The organism is Streptomyces sp. NBRC 110028, assembly GCF_001417735.1.
Taxonomy (GTDB): domain Bacteria; phylum Actinomycetota; class Actinomycetes; order Streptomycetales; family Streptomycetaceae; genus Streptomyces.
The window spans coordinates 1-17,406 of the sequence record NZ_BBUZ01000039.1 but is presented as its reverse complement, the minus strand read 5'-3'; the positions used below and the strand labels follow the sequence as shown (position 1 = coordinate 17,406).

General features: G+C 73.0%; 18 protein-coding genes. 13 read left to right on the top strand and 5 right to left on the bottom strand.

The window, feature by feature from the left end:
* The first annotated feature begins 61 nt into the window (after positions 1-61).
* Positions 62-610 (top strand): GNAT family N-acetyltransferase, encoded by a 549-nt coding sequence (locus ASC60_RS30620; RefSeq protein ID WP_055556657.1) that lies wholly within the window; start codon positions 62-64, stop codon positions 608-610.
* 21 nt (positions 611-631) lie between these two features.
* On the opposite strand, the gene ASC60_RS30615 is transcribed toward ASC60_RS30620, so the two are convergent.
* Entirely contained in the window at positions 632-1,315 is a 684-nt protein-coding gene (locus ASC60_RS30615; RefSeq protein ID WP_055556655.1) for a glycerophosphodiester phosphodiesterase family protein, read from the bottom strand.
* Positions 1,316-1,578: 263 nt separating this feature from the next.
* Here ASC60_RS30615 and ASC60_RS30610 point away from each other — a divergent pair, with 263 nt between their 5' ends.
* The 3 genes from ASC60_RS30610 to ASC60_RS30600 all read left to right on the top strand — a co-directional run bounded on the left by ASC60_RS30610 (position 1,579) and on the right by ASC60_RS30600 (position 4,893).
* Positions 1,579-2,979: a DUF6421 family protein gene (locus tag ASC60_RS30610; protein WP_055556653.1), complete on the top strand. Its 1,401-nt coding sequence runs from the start codon at positions 1,579-1,581 to the stop codon at positions 2,977-2,979.
* A 70-nt stretch (positions 2,980-3,049) separates the two neighbouring features.
* Entirely contained in the window at positions 3,050-3,835 is a 786-nt protein-coding gene (locus ASC60_RS30605; protein WP_055556651.1) for an SDR family NAD(P)-dependent oxidoreductase, read from the top strand.
* The gene (locus tag ASC60_RS30600) at positions 3,832-4,893 is read left to right on the top strand and encodes a low specificity L-threonine aldolase (protein WP_055556650.1); all 1,062 of its coding nucleotides are present in this window, start codon (positions 3,832-3,834) and stop codon (positions 4,891-4,893) included. The genes ASC60_RS30605 and ASC60_RS30600 overlap by 4 nt, the downstream gene beginning before the upstream one ends.
* Before the next feature lie 77 nt (positions 4,894-4,970).
* Here ASC60_RS30600 and ASC60_RS30595 read toward each other — a convergent pair whose 3' ends face one another.
* The gene (locus tag ASC60_RS30595) at positions 4,971-5,702 is read right to left on the bottom strand and encodes a 1-acyl-sn-glycerol-3-phosphate acyltransferase (protein WP_055556648.1); all 732 of its coding nucleotides are present in this window, start codon (positions 5,700-5,702) and stop codon (positions 4,971-4,973) included.
* 190 nt (positions 5,703-5,892) lie between these two features.
* On the opposite strand from ASC60_RS30595, the gene ASC60_RS30590 reads away from it, so the two are divergent.
* The 6 genes from ASC60_RS30590 (at position 5,893) to ASC60_RS30565 (ending at position 11,832) form a co-directional block, all read left to right on the top strand.
* Entirely contained in the window at positions 5,893-6,264 is a 372-nt protein-coding gene (locus tag ASC60_RS30590) for a thioredoxin family protein (RefSeq protein ID WP_055556646.1), read from the top strand.
* A 234-nt stretch (positions 6,265-6,498) separates the two neighbouring features.
* Positions 6,499-7,005 carry a flavin reductase family protein gene (locus ASC60_RS30585; RefSeq protein WP_055556760.1) on the top strand — a complete coding sequence of 169 codons (507 nt, stop codon included), beginning with the start codon at positions 6,499-6,501 and terminating at the stop codon, positions 7,003-7,005.
* Between the two features lie 202 nt (positions 7,006-7,207).
* Complete coding sequence (locus ASC60_RS30580) at positions 7,208-8,002, top strand: electron transfer flavoprotein subunit beta/FixA family protein (RefSeq protein ID WP_055556645.1); 795 nt, start codon at positions 7,208-7,210, stop codon at positions 8,000-8,002.
* Positions 8,003-8,087: 85 nt separating this feature from the next.
* Entirely contained in the window at positions 8,088-9,050 is a 963-nt protein-coding gene (locus ASC60_RS30575) for an electron transfer flavoprotein subunit alpha/FixB family protein (RefSeq protein ID WP_055556643.1), read from the top strand.
* A 175-nt stretch (positions 9,051-9,225) separates the two neighbouring features.
* On the top strand, positions 9,226-10,503 hold the full coding sequence (locus tag ASC60_RS30570; protein WP_055556641.1) for an aldolase/citrate lyase family protein: 1,278 nt from the start codon (positions 9,226-9,228) through the stop codon (positions 10,501-10,503).
* Between the two features lie 123 nt (positions 10,504-10,626).
* On the top strand, positions 10,627-11,832 hold the full coding sequence (locus tag ASC60_RS30565) for a hypothetical protein (RefSeq protein WP_055556638.1): 1,206 nt from the start codon (positions 10,627-10,629) through the stop codon (positions 11,830-11,832).
* Between the two features lie 172 nt (positions 11,833-12,004).
* Here ASC60_RS30565 and ASC60_RS30560 read toward each other — a convergent pair whose 3' ends face one another.
* Positions 12,005-12,637 carry a GAP family protein gene (locus ASC60_RS30560; RefSeq protein ID WP_055556637.1) on the bottom strand — a complete coding sequence of 211 codons (633 nt, stop codon included), beginning with the start codon at positions 12,635-12,637 and terminating at the stop codon, positions 12,005-12,007.
* A gap of 190 nt (positions 12,638-12,827) precedes the next feature.
* Here ASC60_RS30560 and ASC60_RS30555 point away from each other — a divergent pair, with 190 nt between their 5' ends.
* On the top strand, positions 12,828-13,211 hold the full coding sequence (locus ASC60_RS30555; protein WP_055556635.1) for an SHOCT domain-containing protein: 384 nt from the start codon (positions 12,828-12,830) through the stop codon (positions 13,209-13,211).
* Positions 13,212-13,235: 24 nt separating this feature from the next.
* Here the strand turns inward: ASC60_RS30555 and ASC60_RS41820 are convergent, their stop codons facing one another.
* A complete protein-coding gene (locus ASC60_RS41820) occupies positions 13,236-13,376 on the bottom strand; it encodes a hypothetical protein (protein WP_159043337.1) in 141 nt (46 codons plus the stop codon).
* A 118-nt stretch (positions 13,377-13,494) separates the two neighbouring features.
* Positions 13,495-14,556 (bottom strand): LacI family DNA-binding transcriptional regulator, encoded by a 1,062-nt coding sequence (locus ASC60_RS30550; protein ID WP_107097204.1) that lies wholly within the window; start codon positions 14,554-14,556, stop codon positions 13,495-13,497.
* A gap of 133 nt (positions 14,557-14,689) precedes the next feature.
* Here ASC60_RS30550 and ASC60_RS30545 point away from each other — a divergent pair, with 133 nt between their 5' ends.
* Both ASC60_RS30545 and ASC60_RS30540 read left to right on the top strand, forming a co-directional pair.
* The gene (locus tag ASC60_RS30545) at positions 14,690-15,664 is read left to right on the top strand and encodes an ROK family protein (protein ID WP_055556633.1); all 975 of its coding nucleotides are present in this window, start codon (positions 14,690-14,692) and stop codon (positions 15,662-15,664) included.
* A gap of 272 nt (positions 15,665-15,936) precedes the next feature.
* Positions 15,937-17,406: serine/threonine-protein kinase (locus tag ASC60_RS30540; protein ID WP_055556631.1), on the top strand; the 1,470-nt coding region annotated here is incomplete at its 3' end.

The following is a 17,406-nucleotide window of genomic DNA, read 5'->3' as shown; positions in this document are numbered from 1 at the left end:
GCACCCGGGAGCCGTGAGCCGCGGGCCGGAGCCGGGCCGCCAGGGAGAGGACGCCGCCGCCATGAACACCCCCGCCACCCGCACCGCCGCGCTCACCTACCGCGGAGCCACCGAGGCCGACGTGGAGCCGCTGGTCGCGCTGATCGAGTCGGCGTATCGCGGGGACGCCAGCCGGGCGGGATGGACGACGGAGGCGGACATCCTGGGCGGACAGCGCACCGACCCCGAGGGCGTCACGGCCGTCGTGCGGAACGCGGACGGCCGGATGATGGTCGCCGAGCGCGACGGCGAGCTGATCGCCTGCTGCCAGCTGGAGCGTCGCGGCGACCACGCCTACTTCGGCATGTTCGCGGTGCGGCCCGGGCAGCAGGGCGGCGGCCTCGGGAAGATGGTCCTGGCCGAGGCCGAGCGGTTCGCTGCGGCCGAGTGGGCCGCCCGCGAGATGCACATGACCGTGATCACCGCCCGCGAGGAGCTGATCGCCTGGTACGAGCGGCGCGGCTACGCCCGTACGGGACGGAGGACCCCGTTCCCGTACGGCGACGAGCGCTTCGGCGTGCCGCGCCGCCCCGACCTGGAGTTCGAGCTGCTGGTCAAGCCGCTGGGCTGAACCAGGTCACGCGGGCCGCGCTCACGCCGTGTAGCGCGCCGCCCGGCGGATCTCCGGGAAGTCGGTCGTGCCGCCGTCGAGGCCGAGGCCGCGGGCCAGCCTCAGATGGTCCGGGGTGTTCACCGTCCAGCCGATGACCTTGAGATCGGCGGCGTGGGCGCGCTCCACCAGCTCCAGGGTGAGCCGGCGGATGTTGAGCACCAGCATCCCGGCGCCGACGGCGTGCGCCCGGTCGATGGCGTCGAGCCCGTAGCGGCTGGCCACCAGGGCGGTGCGGGCGCTGGGCAGCAGGGTGCGGATCTCGGCGAGGGCCTCGTCGTGGAAGGAGATCACATCGACCCGGCCGAGGAGATCGCGGCTGGTCAGCACCTCGGCCAGGGCCCGCGCGGCGGCCACGTCCTTGATCTCGGCCTGGAGCGGCGCCTTCACCGCGTCCACGACCTCCTCGAAGACCGGGATCCGCTCGCCCTCCCCGGCGTCGAATTCACGCAGCTCGGCGAGGGTGAAGTCGCTGATGGGGCCCTTGCCGTCGGTCGTGCGGTCGACGTCGGCGTCGTGCATCACGACGAGCGCGCCGTCCTTGCTGAGATGCAGGTCCAGTTCGATGACATCCAGGCCCTCGTGCTCGGCCCGGACGAACGAGCGCAGGGTGTTCTCCGGTTCGACGCCCATCACTCCGCGGTGTCCGATGGTGAGAAAGGTCAACGTGATCTCGCTCTTCTGTCGGGCTTTTTGTCGTCTTTTCGGCTGTGAGGGAGGCACGGGCTCGCCGGACCGGCGCTCAGCCTAACGGCCGGCTCCGGCAGGACCGCTCAAGCGTGGCCGTGGCATGGTCCGGGGCGGATGGGGCAGGAAAAACAGCGGTGGTGCGGAGGTGACGCAGGACGATTTCCGTTACCCGCCCTTGAGTGGCGGATCATCCACGGATACGGTGTCTAGACGGAAGGTTCTTCGGCGAAGGGGTCATCATGACGGAAATTCTTTCGTCCGTGATAGCGGACGGTGGCATTCTGCCTGCGGGGCGTGTGATCGAGCACCCGGCCTGGCCGGCCCTCAAGGACGCTGTAGAAACGATTCGCCCCTGGCAGTCCAAGGACGGTTCCATCGACTTCGACGCCGAGGGGGCGCCACCGCGCCACCGCGCCCGCGACACGCTCGAAAGGGTGATCGCGGCCGTCGAGGAGCTGGCCCCGCTGCTCCCGCACAACGCCGCCTACCACCGCGCGCTCGTCGCCGATCTGCGCCGCTGGGCCGACGACGGCTTCGGTGTCCCCGACTTCCTCGACTCGCTGCTCGCCTTCCAGCCCGCGCAAGGGCGCGCCGACGGCCTCCAGCACCTGGTCGTCTTCCCCATGTACACGCAGAACGGCAACCCGAACCGCAATCTGGAGGCGGTCGTCCTGCGCATGGTCTGGCCCGACTGGCTGGCCGAGCTGGAGCGCACCCGCTACGACAACCCGCTCTACCTGGGCCTGGCCTTCGAGGACTTCACCCCCGGCTACGACACCAACTCGGCGGTGCTCTTCCCTGAGACCATCGCCGTGCGCGAGGCCCCCGAGCGCTTCACCTGGGGCGGCATCTTCTGCGACCGGGAGGCCGCCCGCTTCCGCCGGGTCAGCGAGGCCGCCGTCCGGGCGCTGGGCATCGAACTCCCCGACGACATCCGGGACATGCTGGCCGACCAGCGGCGCTGCCAGGAGGCGTTCGCCCTGTGGGACATGGTCCACGACCGCACCCACAGCCACGGTGACCTGCCGTTCGACCCCTTCATGATCAAACAGCGCCAGCCGTTCTGGATGTACGGCCTGGAGGAGCTGCGCTGCGACCTCACCGCCTTCAAGGAGGCCGTGAAGCTCGACGCGGAGGGGCTCGCCCAGGCCCGTGACGTCCAGTACGCCGTGATCTTCGACCGGATGTTCCGGTTCCCCGTCACCGGCGAGCGGGTCCGCAACTACGACGGGCTCGGCGGCCAGTTGCTGTTCGCCTACCTCCACCAGCACGACGTCGTACGCTGGACGGACAACACCCTGCACATCGACTGGTCGCGCGCCTCGCAGGTCACCAACCAGCTGTGCGGTGAGATCGAGAAGCTGTACCGGGACGGCATCGACCGGCCCAAGCTCGTCCACTGGTTCAAGGCGTACGAGCTGGTGTCGACCTATCTCGCCCCGCACCCCGGATCCGTCTGGGCCAAGGGCCCCGACGCGCTGGACCTGAGCCGGCCGCCGCGCAAGCTCGTCGACGACGTGCTCCCCGACGAGTTTCCGCTGAGCATGTTCTACGAGGCGCTCGCCAAGAAGCTGCGGGACGTGGTCGCCTCCACCAAGGGCATCACGGCGGGCGACGACAGCATACGAGCGGCGGCGTGACCCGGTGGCGGACCGCCCCCCACCACCGCAGGGCCGCCCCACGGCACCGGACGATGAGGAGACAGCGAGCATGACCACACCGACGTCGAGCCCGAGCCCCAACGAGCCGGACGGCCGCACGCCGCTGGACGGCGCCGTGGTGGCGGTGGCCGGTGCGGCGGGCCCGGCGGGCCGCGCCACGCTGCTCCGCCTCGCCGAGGCCGGGGCCACCGTCGTCGCCTCCGACTCCGACCCGGCGCGGCTGGCCGAGGCGGTCGACGCGGCGCGCTACGCCCACGGCGGCGCCCGCGTCACCGGGGAGACGGTCGACCTGCTCGACCTGAACGCCACCCGCGCCTGGGCCGACCGCATCGAGAAGGAATTCGGCCGCGTCGACGGCTTGGTCCACCTCGTCGGCGGCTGGCGCGGCAGCAAGACCTTCGCCGACGCCCCGCTCGCCGACTGGGACACCCTGCACAATCTGCTCATCCGCACCGCCCAGCACACCTCGCTCGCCTTCCACGACGCCCTGCGGCGCACCCGCAACGGCCGCTATGTGCTGATCAGCGCGGCGGGCGCGTCCCGGCCCACCGCCGGCAACGCCGCGTACGCCGCCGCCAAGGCCGCCGCCGAGGCGTGGACGCTCGCGCTCGGCGACTCCTTCGCCAAGCTGGGGGGCGAGGGCGGCCCGGCGGCCGCGGCTGTCATCCTGGTGGTCAAGGCGCTGGTGCACGACGCCATGCGCGCGGAGCGCCCCAACGCGAAGTTCGCGGGCTTCACCGACGTCACGGAGCTGGCCGAGGCCATCGCCGGAGTCTGGGAGCGGCCCGCCCGGGAAGTGAACGGAACCCGACTGTGGCTGACCCCCAAGCCGTGAGGACCGACGCCCGCCGTCATCACGACCCCGAGGTACGCGGCTTCGCCAGTGACAACTACGCGGGTGGCCACCCGGAGATCCTCGCCGCGCTCGCCCTCGCCAACGGCGGCCATCAGGTCTCCTACGGCGAGGACGACTACACCGCGCATCTGCAGCACGTCATGCGCAGCCACTTCGGGCCCTACGCGCAGGCGTTCCCCGTCTTCAACGGCACCGGCGCCAACGTCGTCGCGCTCCAGGCGCTCACCGACCGCTGGGGCGCGGTCATCTGCGCGGACACCGCGCACATCAACGTCGACGAATGCGGTGCGCCCGAGCGGGTCGGCGGGCTGAAGCTGCTCACCGTGCCCACCGAGGACGGCAAGCTCACCCCCGACCTCATCGACCGTGAGGCGTACGGCTGGGACGATGAGCACCGGGCGATGCCGCAGGTCGTCTCGATCGCCCAGAACACCGAGCTGGGCACCGTCTACACGGTCGACGAGATCCGCGCGATCTGCGAGCACGCCCATGAGCGCGGCATGAAGGTCCACCTCGACGGGGCCCGGATAGCCAACGCGGCCGCCGCGCTGGACGTGCCCATGCGGTCGTTCACCAATGTGCCGGGCGTGGACGTGCTGTCCTTCGGCGGCACGAAGAACGGCATGCTCTTCGGCGAGGCCGTCGTCGTGCTCGACCCGGACGCGGTGCGCGCCATGAAGCATCTGCGCAAGCTGTCCATGCAGCTGGCGTCCAAGATGCGGTTCGTCTCCGTCCAGCTGGAGGCCCTGCTCGCCCGCGACCTGTGGCTGCGCAACGCGCGCCACGCCAACGCGATGGCCCAGCGGCTCGCCGAGGGGGTGCGCACGGTCGACGGCGTCACGATCCTGCACCCCGTGCAGGCCAACGCGGTCTTCGCCCGGCTGCCGCACGATGTGAGCGAACGCCTCCAGAAGCGGTACCGCTTCTACTTCTGGGACGAGGCGGCGGGCGACGTGCGCTGGATGTGCTCCTTCGACACCCGGGAAGAGGACGTCGACGGCTTCGTGGCGGCTCTCCGGGAGGAGATGAAGCGCTGACCGGCCGGGCTTGATCCTGCCCGGGCGGCGGCCGTCCCCCCGCCGGGAGGGACGGCCGCCGCCCGGCCGGATGAGGGCTACCGCCCGCGGTCCAGGGCGATGGCCTCCGCCGGGGTGGGGGCCGTACCGCCCAGGTGGGCCGGGACCCACCAGGTGTCGTCGGGGCCCTTGGGCCGCACCGGATACGCCCGCTGCGCCGCCTCCAGCAGCTCCTGCACCCGCGTCCGCACCCGCTCGGTGAGCGTGTCGGACGGCTCCGTCGGATCGGCCTCGACGGGCTCGCCGACGCGCATGGTGATCGGGAAGTGATTGCGGCCCAGCGCTCGCTTGTGGCCCTTGGTCCACACCCGCTGCGTGCCCCACAGCGCCATCGGCAGCAGCGGTACGCCCGCCTCCTGGGCCAGCCGGGCGGCGCCCGACTTGAAGTTCTTGAGGGTGAACGAGCGCGAGATCGTCGCCTCCGGGAAGATGCCGATGATCTCGCCGGAGCGCAGCGCCTTGAGGGCGTGCTTGTAGGCGTCCATGCCCGCGGCCCGGTCCACCGGAATGTGCTTCATGGCGCGCATCAGCGGCCCGGAGATCTTGTGCCGGAAGACCGCTTCCTTCGCCATGAACCGCACCAGCCGCTTCGAGGGGCGGGCGGTGAGCCCGGCGAACACGAAGTCGAGATAGCCGATGTGGTTGCTCACCAGAACAGCGCCACCCCGCTCGGGGACATTCTCGGTGCCCTTCATGTCGATACGCAGGTCCAGCGCCTTGAACATGGTGCGGGCCGCGCCGATCACCGGCGGATAGACGAGCTCTGCCATAGAGGGACCCTTCATCTTTCTCCCTGGGAGGGCTCTCCCGGCGGAAGTTACGCAGCCGTAGGTTTCCCGGCTTCTGGCAGATGGTGCCCTATGTCATCTCTCTGTGCTAGCGCGGGTCCTCGCCGGGCCGGGAGATCCTCATCACGTCGGGCTCCGGGGAATCCCCTCGAAGCCCATGTCGCTGCACTCTATGACGGCATCCGATGCGGAGGACAACGTGCGAAACGAGCAGGGGCAGGGCGTGGCGGACGACGGCGGGCGGCTGGCAGCCGCCCAGCTGGGAGCGGATCTGGGCGCCCGGGCCACCCTCGTCCAGTTCTCCAGTGCCTTCTGCCAGCCCTGCCGGGCCACCCGGCGGGTCCTGGCCGAGGTGGCGCACATGGTCGACGGCGTGGCCCATGTCGAGATCGACGCCGAGGCGCAGTTGGAGCTCGTACGGATGCTGGACATCGTGCGGACGCCCACCGTGCTGGTGCTCGACGCGGACGGCCGGATCGTGCGCCGGGCGGCCGGACAGCCGCGGACGGCGGACGTCATCGCCGCCCTGGGCGAGGCGGTCTGATCCGGCGTGAGATCGCGGGGGAGGGCCCCGCGGCGGACGTCCCACCAGCGGTCCGCACTTGACGGTGCGCCGCGGGCATCGTCAGGGTGACGTCATGCGGCCTGGACTTATTCTTCTCTGCGGACGCGTACACGTGGACCTCTCGCGGACCGCGAGTGCGCGGTGTCCGGGCGGGTGAGCGACGACGACAGCACGGCTCCCCCCGCTCGTACCCCACCGCAGAAGGACATGTTCATGACGGCTTCGCCCGGCCTCGGCACGCCCCGGCTCAGCGCCCCCGAACTCTTCCGCTCCGTCTTCCGCAGGCACGCCGCCGGCGTCGCGGTGATCACCGCGCACGGGGCGCATCCCGTCGGCTTCACCGCGACCTCCCTGGCCTCCGTCGCCGCCGAGCCGCCGCTGCTCTCCTTCGGCGTCGGCAAGGGCTCCTCCAGCTGGCCGGTGATCGCCGAGGCCGAGCACGTCGGCGTACACGTCCTCGGCGAGCACCAGCGGGAGCTGGCCGCGACCTTCGCGCGCAGCGGCGCGGACCGCTTCGGCCCCGGCACCGGCTGGCACACCGGGCCCCAGGGGGTGCCGGTGCTGGACGGCGTGCTGGCGTGGCTGGTGTGCCGGGTGGTGGCCCGGATACCCGCCGGGGACCATCGCGTGGTGATCGGCGAGGTGGTCGCGGGCGACCCGGCGGGAGCGGGCCGTCCGCTCCTGTACCACCAGGGGCGCTTCAACGCACTGCGCGACTGATCCGTCCCACTGATCATCCGTTGGCAAGGTCACAGTTCAACCGGGTTGCATACGGGGAACACCCTGGGTGTACTGACGAGTAATATTTCGTTCGGTGCATGGGCCGCCCCCCGGCCGCCAACCGACCGGGAAGAGCCCCCGAGGGCGCCTATGCTGCCAGCACAAGGCAGCCCGGAAGAGACGATGCAGTAGGAGAGCCGGCGTGAGCTTGAGGATCGTTGTCTGTGTGAAGTACGTGCCCGACGCCACCGGCGACCGGCACTTCGCCGAGGACCTGACGCTCGACCGTGACGATGTGGACGGCCTGCTCTCGGAGCTGGACGAGTACGCGGTCGAGCAGGCCCTCCAGATCGCCGACGAGGCGGACGACGCGGAGATCACGGTGTTGACCGTGGGCCCGGAGGACGCCAAGGACGCGCTGCGCAAGGCGCTGTCGATGGGCGCCGACAAGGCCGTGCACGTCGAGGACGACGATCTGCACGGCACCGATGCGCTGGGCACCTCGCTGGTGCTGGCCAAGGCGGTCGAGAAGGCCGGCTACGACCTGGTCATCTGCGGTATGGCCTCCACCGACGGCACGATGGGCGTGCTGCCGGCGATCCTCGCCGAGCGCCTGGGCGTCCCGCAGGTCACGCTGCTGTCGGAGGTTTCAGTCGAGGGTGGCGCTGACGGCACGGTCAAGGGCCGCCGGGACGGCGACACCGCGACCGAGCACCTTGAGGCGTCGCTCCCGGCGGTCGTGTCGGTGACCGACCAGTCGGGTGAGGCCCGCTACCCGTCCTTCAAGGGCATCATGGCGGCCAAGAAGAAGCCGGTGACCTCCTGGGACCTGTCCGACCTCGACATCGAGGCCGAGGACGTGGGCCTCGAGGGTGCCTGGACGAAGGTCGACGGCGCCGAGGAGCGCCCGGCCCGCACGGCGGGCACGATCGTCAAGGACGAGGGTGAGGGCGGCAAGCAGCTCGCCGCATTCCTCGCGGAGCGCAAGTTCGTCTGATTGCGCAGCCCGGCGGGTCGGACCTCCCACACCGAGCCGCCTCACCGCCCCGACCCCCTCGTATTCGCAGGAGAGAAGAAGTCCCATGGCTGAAGTCCTCGTCTATGTCGACCACGTGGACGGTGCCGTCCGCAAGCCCACCCTGGAGCTGCTGACGCTGGCCCGCCGCGTCGGCGAGCCCGTCGCCATCGCCCTCGGGGCCGGTGCCGCGGACACCACCGCCACCCTCGCCGAGTACGGCGCGGTGCGGGTGCTGACCGCCGACGCCCCGGAGTTCGCCGACTACCTCGTCGTACCGAAGGTGGACGCGCTCCAGGCCGCGTACCAGGCCGTGAACCCGGCCGCCGTGCTCGTCCCGTCCTCCGCGGAGGGCAAGGAGATCGCGGCCCGGCTCGCGGTCCGCATCGGCTCAGGGCTGATCACCGACGCCGTCGACCTGGAGGCCGGTGCCGAGGGCCCGGTGGCGACGCAGTCGGTGTTCGCGGCCGCCTACACCACCAAGTCCCGGGTCACCAAGGGCACGCCGGTCATCACCGTCAAGCCCAACTCGGCCGCGCCGGAGGCGGCCCCGGCCGCGGGCGCCGCCGAGACGCTGGAGGTCTCCTTCTCCGGGACCGCCACCGGCACCAAGGTCGTCTCTCGTGCGGCGCGGGAGTCGACGGGGCGTCCGGAGCTGACCGAGGCCGCGATCGTGGTCTCCGGCGGCCGGGGTGTCGGCGGCGCGGAGAACTTCCCCGTCGTCGAGGCCCTCGCCGACTCGCTCGGTGCCGCGGTCGGCGCCTCGCGCGCGGCGGTGGACGCGGGCTGGTACCCGCACACCAACCAGGTGGGCCAGACGGGGAAGTCCGTGTCCCCGCAGCTGTACATCGCGGCCGGCATCTCGGGCGCGATCCAGCACCGGGCCGGTATGCAGACCTCGAAGACCATCGTGGCCGTCAACAAGGACGCCGAGGCCCCGATCTTCGACCTGGTCGACTACGGCGTGGTCGGCGACCTCTTCGAGGTCGTCCCGCAGCTGACCGAGGAGGTCAAGGCCCGCAAGGGCTGACCGTCCGGCCGGTTTCGTGAGGGCCCCGTACGCACCGCGCGTACGGGGCCCTCACGTGCGTCAATGGGGTGTTGACCTCCACTCGGAGCCCATATAACTTCGCTCTACGGATATTCGTTTCCGCAGGGCGGAAACTTTGGTCGATGGAGTGAAGGCGAAAGGCGGAGGTGCGGGCATGACTCAGCACGAGACGGTGGGGACCAGCCTGCCGCGCGGCGTACGCGAAGGGATCACCGCGTCCCTCGCCCCCGTCGACGCGGACCTCGCCCGCCGCTACCCGGGCGACTCCGGCACCCGCCAGCCCGTGCACACCGTCTACGTACCCGCCGACGCCCTCACCGAGAGCACCGTGCGCGACTGGGGCGACCAGGCGCTCGCCGCGCTCGACGCCCACGCGCCCGACGCCGGAGCCCTCGCCGCCGTCCTCGGCCTCCCCGACGAACTGGCCGGGCCCGTGTACCGGCGGGTGCGCGCCAAGCTGGAGCGCGAACCGGTCGAGGACCTGCGCATCGACTTCGAGGACGGCTACGGACCGCGCCCCGACTCCGAGGAGGACGCCGCGGCCGCCCACGCCGCCGCCCTGGTCGCCGCCGCCCACGCGGCCGGTACCGCACCGCCCTACATCGGCATCCGCATGAAGTGCATGGAGGCCGCCGTCCGCGACCGCGGCATCCGCACCCTCGACATCTTCCTCACCGGACTGATGGACTCCGGAGGCCTGCCGGACGGACTCGTGCTCACCCTCCCCAAGGTGACGTACGCCGAACAGGTCAGCGCCATGGTCCGGCTGTGCGAGGAGTTCGAGAAGGCCCGCGGGCTCACCGAGGGCCGCATCGGCTTCGAGATCCAGATCGAGACCACCCAGTCCATCCTGGGCTCCGACGGCCGCGCCACCGTCGCCCGCATGATCGACGCCGCCCGGGGCCGCGCCACCGCACTGCACTACGGCACCTTCGACTACAGCGCCTCCTGCGGCGTCAGCGCCGCCCACCAGGCCATGGACCACCCCGTCGCCGACCACGCCAAGGCCGTCATGCAGGTCGCCGCCGCGGGCACCGGCGTACGGCTCTCCGACGGCTCGACCAATGTGCTTCCCGTAGGCCCCACCGAGCACGTCCACGACGCCTGGCGGCTCCACCACCGCCTCGTCCGGCGGTCCCTGGCCCGCGCGTACTACCAGGGCTGGGACATGCACCCCGGCCATCTGCCCACCCGCTACGCCGCCGTCTACGCCTTCTACCGGGAGGGCCTGGAGACCGCCGCGGCCCGGCTCGCGGCGTATGTGAACCGCACGGGCGGGGACGTCATGGACGAGCCCGCCACCGCCAAGGCGCTCAGCGGCCATCTGCTGCGCGGTCTGGACTGCGGCGCGGTCGACGCCGCCGAGGTGGGGCAGCTGACCGGGCTGGGCCGCGCCGAACTCGACGCCCTCGCCGGGCGCGCCCCGCGCTGAACCGGCACGCCCCGCGCTGAACCGCCCGCGGTCCGGTCCGCGCGCTGACCCGGCGGCCGCATTCGCTCACCCCTGCGTGTCACCCGGGATGCGCGGCCGCCGGGGAGGGCGGGAGATGGTGGCATGGTCAGAAGTGCCGTGTCAGCCCTGCTGATCCTGCTCGGCTGCCTGCTCGTGCCGGTGTCCGTGCTGACCGTATGGGTCGACGGCATCGTCCTGGACACCGACCGCTACGTGGCGACGGTCGCCCCGCTGGCGACCGATCCGGCGATCCAGGAGGCGGCCGTGGACCATATCGGCGACGCCGTGGACCTCCGGCACAACAGCCGGAAGGTCACCTCCGACATCGCCGACTGGCTGCGCGACCAGGGCCTGCCGTCCCGGGCCGCCGACACCATCGAGGGCCTGGCCCCCCAGCTGGACGCGGCCCTCGACCAGGCCGTGCGCAAGGTCGCGACGCACATCGTGCACACCGAGGAGTTCGCCGCCGTCTGGACCGGCGCCAACCGCGCCGCCCACGCGGCCGTCGTGCACGCCCTCACCGGCGAGGGCCACGGCCCGGTCGGCGTACGCGGCGACACCGTCACCCTGAACGTCGGCGCCGCCGTGGAGAAGGTCAAACTCCAGCTCGTGAACGCCGGATTCCCCTCGGCGAGGGACATCCCCGACATCCACCGGCGCACGATCCTCTTCCACTCCCATCAACTCGACCGCGTCAAGCGGGCGGTACACCTGCTCGACGTGGCCGGCAACTGGCTGCCCACCCTGACCGCCGCCCTCGGCGCCACCGGTGTCCTGCTCGCCCGGGGCCGCCGCCGCGCGCTCGTGGGCGCCGCCCTCGGCACGGCCGCCGCCTCGCTGGCGCTGGCCCTCGCGCTCACGGTGGCCCGCCGGTACTGCCTCGACCATGTGCCGCCGGGCGTGCTGTCCCGCGCCGCCGCCTCGGCCCTCTTCGACACCGTGGTGCGCTTCCTGCGGGTCACCGTGCTCACCGTGCTGGTGCTCAGCTCCGTCGTCGCGGCGGGCGCCTATCTGGCCGGTCCCGGGCGGCTGCCCCGCGCCGTACGGGCCGCGGCCGAGCGCGCGGCCGACTCCGCCGCGCGGTGGGGCGCGGCCCGGGGGATGCGCACCGGACGGGCCGGGGCCTGGACCGCGGACCACCGGCGGGAGCTGACCGTCGCCGCGCTGCTGACCCCGGCCGCCGTCTTCGCGCTGTGGAACCACCCCACCGTGCTGACCGTGCTGTTCCTGGTGCTGGTCCTGCTGGCCGCCCTCGCGGTGATCACGCTGCTGGCCGCGACCGGCCGCCACTTCGAGGACGAGGCCTAGACCGCCTGGCTAGGGCCGCGTCAGCCAAGGTTTGCCCGGTAGCGAGGCGTCCTGGTGCGGTCAGATGCAAGGCGCCGGATCGGCCTCGTAGTGGGCCTACTCGGTCGATTCGGCAACGCCGCAGATGGCCGTGCCAGGGCGGCGAGCGGGGTGAACCTTGGCTGACGCGGCACTAGGGCGCGAGGATGAGGACGATGAACAGCAGACAGGCGGCGATGTTGACCACCCAGCTGTGGGTGTTCAGCCACTCCCGCAGCCGGGGCATCGCGCTCCGCGCCCGCTGCCGGAAGACGAGATAGATCAGCAGCGGCAGCGCCGCGATCAGCACGGTGGCGCCGATGAACGGCAGCGCCGCCGTCAGGGCCGCCCGGTGCTGCTCCAGATTCGCCCCCACCGTCAGCAGCACCATGATGTCGGACGGCATCAGCAGGATGACCATCAGCCCGGTCGTCAGCGCCCGCGCGGGGCCCGCCTCCATCAGCGACCCCAGCCACTTCGGCGGCTCGGCCGACTCCCGGCGCACCAGGTTCCGCACCGCGATCAGCACCAGCAGCCCCACCAGCACCAGCTGCACGATGGTCGCGGCCGACCCCCGGTCGGACGCGCGGCCCGGGGAGACCGCCTCGCCCAGCAGCGCGAAGATCCCCCGGGTGACGGCGACACCCACCGCCGTCGCGACCGCCACCCCGAGCAGGAACGCCACGGACACCCGTACCGGCCGCGCGGTGGTCACCAGGATCACGGCGGCCACGATCTGCGGCCCCGCCATCATGGTGACCGCCAGCGGGAGAATCTGGAGGTCCATCGCCCGCCCTTCCGGCCCCGTCGCCCTGCCTCCATTGGTACGCGGCCGGGCCCGTGGCGCACCCGGGCTTACGCCGACCGGGTCCCGGGCACCCTCCGGCCGCGGCGCGCCCGCCGCCGTACGCTGGATACGTCGGCCTCGGTGGCGGCCGTCGTGGGTCCCGCCGGGCGCGTCCGATGGGAGGCAGACGATGGACTACCCACTGCTCAATGTGTTCTGGACCACGATGTGGATCTTTCTATGGGTCCTGTGGCTGATGCTGCTCTTCCGGGTGATCGGGGACATGTTCCGCGATGACTCGCTGAACGGCTGGGCCAAGGCGGGCTGGTGCGTCTTCGTCATCGTCCTGCCCTTCCTCGGCGTCTTCGTGTACCTGATGGCACGGGGCAGCGGGATGGGCCGGCGCGAGATGAGGCGGGCCGAGCAGGCGGAGGAGGAACTCCGGGAGTTCGTGCGCGGGACCGCGGCGACCGGCCACGCCGATGAGCTCTCACGGCTGGTGGAGCTGAAGAACCACGGTGACATCACGGCCGAGGAGTACGAACGCGCCAAGGCCAAGGTGCTCGCCGCCTGAGGAGACGGTGAGACGGCGAGACGGTCAGGACGAGGCGCAGGCGGCGGAGGTCCGGGACAGCGCGGCCGACGGGGTGCCGCCCTCCTGCGAGCGGCCCGCGGTGACCGGTGCCGGCGCGGCCATGGGGACCGCCGCGCGGATCGTTCGCGTACGGCGCCCGGTCATCGCACCTCCTGGCGTCCCGTCGGCCGGCGTCTCCCGGCCCTCCGCACCCCACCGTGGCCGGGGCCGGGAGCCGGGGCAACCGGGGCGGGGCCGTTCAGGACGCCGCCCGGGACGCCCGTCAGGCCGGGGAGGGGGACAGTTCGCCGGAGCCGCGGGCGATCAGCCGGGTCGGCAGTACGACCCGGCGCGGTTCGCCGCCGCCGCCGTCGAGACGGCGGAAGAGCAGATCCGCGGCGGTGCGGCCGAGTCTGCCCGCGTCCTGGGCGACCACGGTGATGCCGGGGGAGAGCAGATCGGCGAGTTCGAAGTCGTCGAAGCCGACCAGGGCGACGGGCGCGGCGGCGGCGCGCTCGGTGAGGACCCGCACCACCGTGACCGTCACCCGGTTGTTGCCCGCGAAGAGCGCGGTGACCGGCTCGGCGGCGTCCAGCATGGCGGCGGCCGCGCCGCGCACCCGCTCCGGGTCGGTGGGGCCCAGGGAGAGCCAGCCGTCGTGGACCGGCAGCCCGGCCGCGGCCATCGCGGCGTGGTAGCCGCGCAGCCGCTCGGCGGCGGTGTGGATGCCCGGCTGGTCGCCGAGGAAACCGATCCGGCGGTGGCCATGGGCGATCAGATGGGCGACCGCGTCCCGCGCGCCGCCGAAGCTGTCGGAGAGCACCGCGTCGGCGTCGATGCGGCCCGCCGGGCGGTCGACGAAGACGGTGGCCACACCGGCCGCCAGCTCGGGGGCCAGATAGCGGTGGTCGTCACCCGCCGGGATGATGACGAGGCCGTCCACCCGGCGCGCGCACAGGGCGAGCACCAACTCCTGCTCGCGGACCGGGTCCTCGGCGCTGGAGCCGTTGATCAGCAGCGCGCCATGGGCCCGGGCCACCTCTTCGACGGCCCGGCTGAGCGGGCCGTAGAACGGATCGGCGAGGTCCTCCAGGACGAGGCCGACGCTCGCGGTGCGCCCCTTGCGGAGGATCCGGGCGCTGTCGTTGCGGCGGAAGCCGAGCGCGGTGATCGCCTCCTGGACGCGGTGCTCGGTGTCGGGGGTGACCCCCGGCTCGCCGTTGACCACGCGCGAGACCGTCTTGAGGCCGACCCCGGCCCGGGTGGCGACGTCCTTCATCGTGGGCCGGGAGCCGTAGCGGCGGGGTGGGGTGCCGGTGGCGGTGTCCCGGGCGGTGTCGGTCACGGTGTGCTCGTCCCGTCGCTGGTCGTCGTGGTGGAAGGGGTGTCGAGCATAGCCTCTGGACAACGTTGTCAGCGGCAGGGAAGACTGTGGCCGCGTACGGATGACACACCGCCCACCAGGAGAGCCGACAGCCATGGCACGTGACCTCATCGCCGCGCTGGACATCGGCGGCACCAAGATCGCGGGTGCTCTGGTGGACGGCGGCGGCAAGCTGGTCGTACGGGCCCGGCGGGCGACCCCCGCGCAGGCCGGCGGCCCGGCGGTGATGGCGGAGGTCTCCGCGGTGCTGGCCGAACTCGCGGCCACCGCGCACTGGTCCCGGGTGGCCGCCGTCGGCATCGGCAGCGCGGGCCCCGTGGATGCCTCGGTGGGCACCGTCAACCCGGTCAACATCCCCGGCTGGCGCGACTTCCCGCTGGTCGCCGGGGTCCGGGAGACCACCGGCGAGCTGCCGGTCACCCTCGTCGGCGACGGACCGGCGATGACCGCGGCCGAGCACTGGCAGGGCGCCGCGCGCGGGCGGGCGAGCGCGCTGTGCATGGTGGTGTCCACCGGCGTCGGCGGCGGGCTGGTGCTGAACGGGCGGCTCCACCCCGGCCCCACGGGCAACGCCGGGCACATCGGCCACATCAGCGTCGACCTCGACGGAGATCTGTGCCCCTGCGGCGGGCGCGGCTGCGTCGAGCGCATCGCCAGCGGCCCCAACATCGCGCGCCGGGCACTGTCCGGCGGCTGGCGGCCGGGCCCGGACGGCGACACCAGCGCCGCGGCCGTCGCCGCCGCCGCGCACGCCGGTGACCCGGTCGCGCGCTCCTCCTTCGACCGTGCGGCCCAGGCCCTGGCCGCCGGGATCGCCGCGACCGCGGCGCTCGTCGAGATCGAGGTGGCGGTGATCGGCGGCGGCGTGGCGGGCGCCGGTGACGTGCTCTTCGCGCCCCTGCGGCGCGCCCTGCGCGACTACGCGACCCTGTCGTTCGTGACGGGGCTGGAGGTCGTACCGGCGCAGATGGGCACCGACGCGGGTCTGGTCGGCGCGGCCGCCGCGGCGGCACAGGAACAGCGGCTGGAGGGTTTCGGCCCGCAGGCCACGCCTGGTAGCCCGGGTTGAGCCGCACGGTCACCCCCTGCCCGTAGGCCCTGCCCGGCGGATCTTCGCGGGCCGGCGACGCCGCTGTGACATCAGCCGCTGCCGCGGCGGGCCGCACCTCGCCGCGTTGTCAAAGCCGTCCGAGTACGCCCAGTACGAGCGCTCCTCCGCCTTGCGACGCGCCCCGGCTACGGCCGGGAGGTGCCCCCTACCAGACGCCGCGGCCTGATCCACGAAGATCCGCCGGGCAGGGCCTAAGCTGTTCGCTCACTGCTTGCGATGCGAGGGGACCGATGGTGGTACCGGGGGACATGGGCGGTGATCTGACCGGCAGACTGCTGGGCGGTCGCTACCGGGTGACGGGGCAGCTCGGCCGCGGTGGCATGGGCGTGGTCTGCGCAGCGGTGGACGAGGTACTGGGCCGGGAGGTCGCGGTCAAGGTGCTGCGCGCCTACACCGACGCGTCCGGCGCGGAGCTGGCCGATCTGCGCACCCGGATGCGGCGGGAGGCGCGCGCCGCGGCCCGGATCCGCCATCCGGGTGTGATCACCGTGCACGATGTGGCGGACGAGGACGGGCTGCCGGTCATCGTCATGGAGCTGATCGACGGCCCGTCACTGGACGACCTGATCGACGAGCGCGGCGTCGTCGAGCCCCTGGAGGCCGCGCGGATCGGCGCGAAGGTGGCCGACGCGCTCGCCGCGGGCCATGACGTCGGGGTGCTGCACCGCGATGTGAAGCCGGGCAATGTGCTGATCGACCGCGGGGGCCGGGTGGTGCTCACCGACTTCGGCATCGCGAGCATGGAGGCGCCCGACGACGGCGCGACCACCAAGCTGACCCGCAGCGGCGAACTGATCGGCTCGCTGGACTACCTGGCCCCGGAGCGCGCCCAGGGCCAGGATCCGGGCCCGGCCTCGGACGTGTGGGCGCTGGGCATGACGCTGTACGCGGCGGTGGAGGGTTCGTCGCCGTTCCGCCGCACCTCCGTGTGGTCGACGCTGACCGCCATCGTCAACGAGCCGCTGCCGGAGCCCCGGCTGGCCGGTCCGCTGGGGCCCGTCCTGCGCGAGCTGATGGACAAGGATCCGGAGGGGCGTCCCACGGCGGCCGAGGCGCGGCAGCTGCTGGAGGCCGTCGCCGCCGGGGCCGCGCCGGAGCCCGGCCCGCCGCCGCTTCGGCCGTCTCCTCCGCGGGTGCCTGGGGCGTCGCGGAGCCCACAGCCGCCGCAGGTCCCGCGGACCCCGACCGCGCCGGACGTCGCCGCCGCGCCGGACGCCGCGCCGGGGCCGGGGCGCGGGCGGACGCGCGCGCTGGTGGCGGCGGCGGTGGCCGGTGTGGTGCTGGTCGGGGGCGGGGTGACGTACGCGCTGCTCGGCGGCGAGAGCGGCCGTACGACGGCGGGCCGGTCGCCGGGGCCGACGGGACCCGGGTCGTCGGGGGCCGGGGGAGGGGGCCGCGAGGCGACCGGCGAGGCGGGCGCGAGCAGCCCGAGGGCGAGCGGGGTGGCGTCCCCACCGGCCTCGCGCGCGCCGGGCGGCGCGGAGGGCAGCTCGAAGGACGCGCCGGAAGACGGCGCGCCGGACGGCAAGGGCGGCGGTGGCGCGTCCACCGGCAAGGCGTCCCCGGCCTCCAGTGCCGACGCCGCCCCGGTGTGCAGTGACATCGGCGGCGGCAAGTACCACTGCGTGGTGTGGCGGGACGCCACGTCGTACACCCACGGCGGTGAACCGGTCGGCGCCCTGAAGCGGGGCATCAACTAC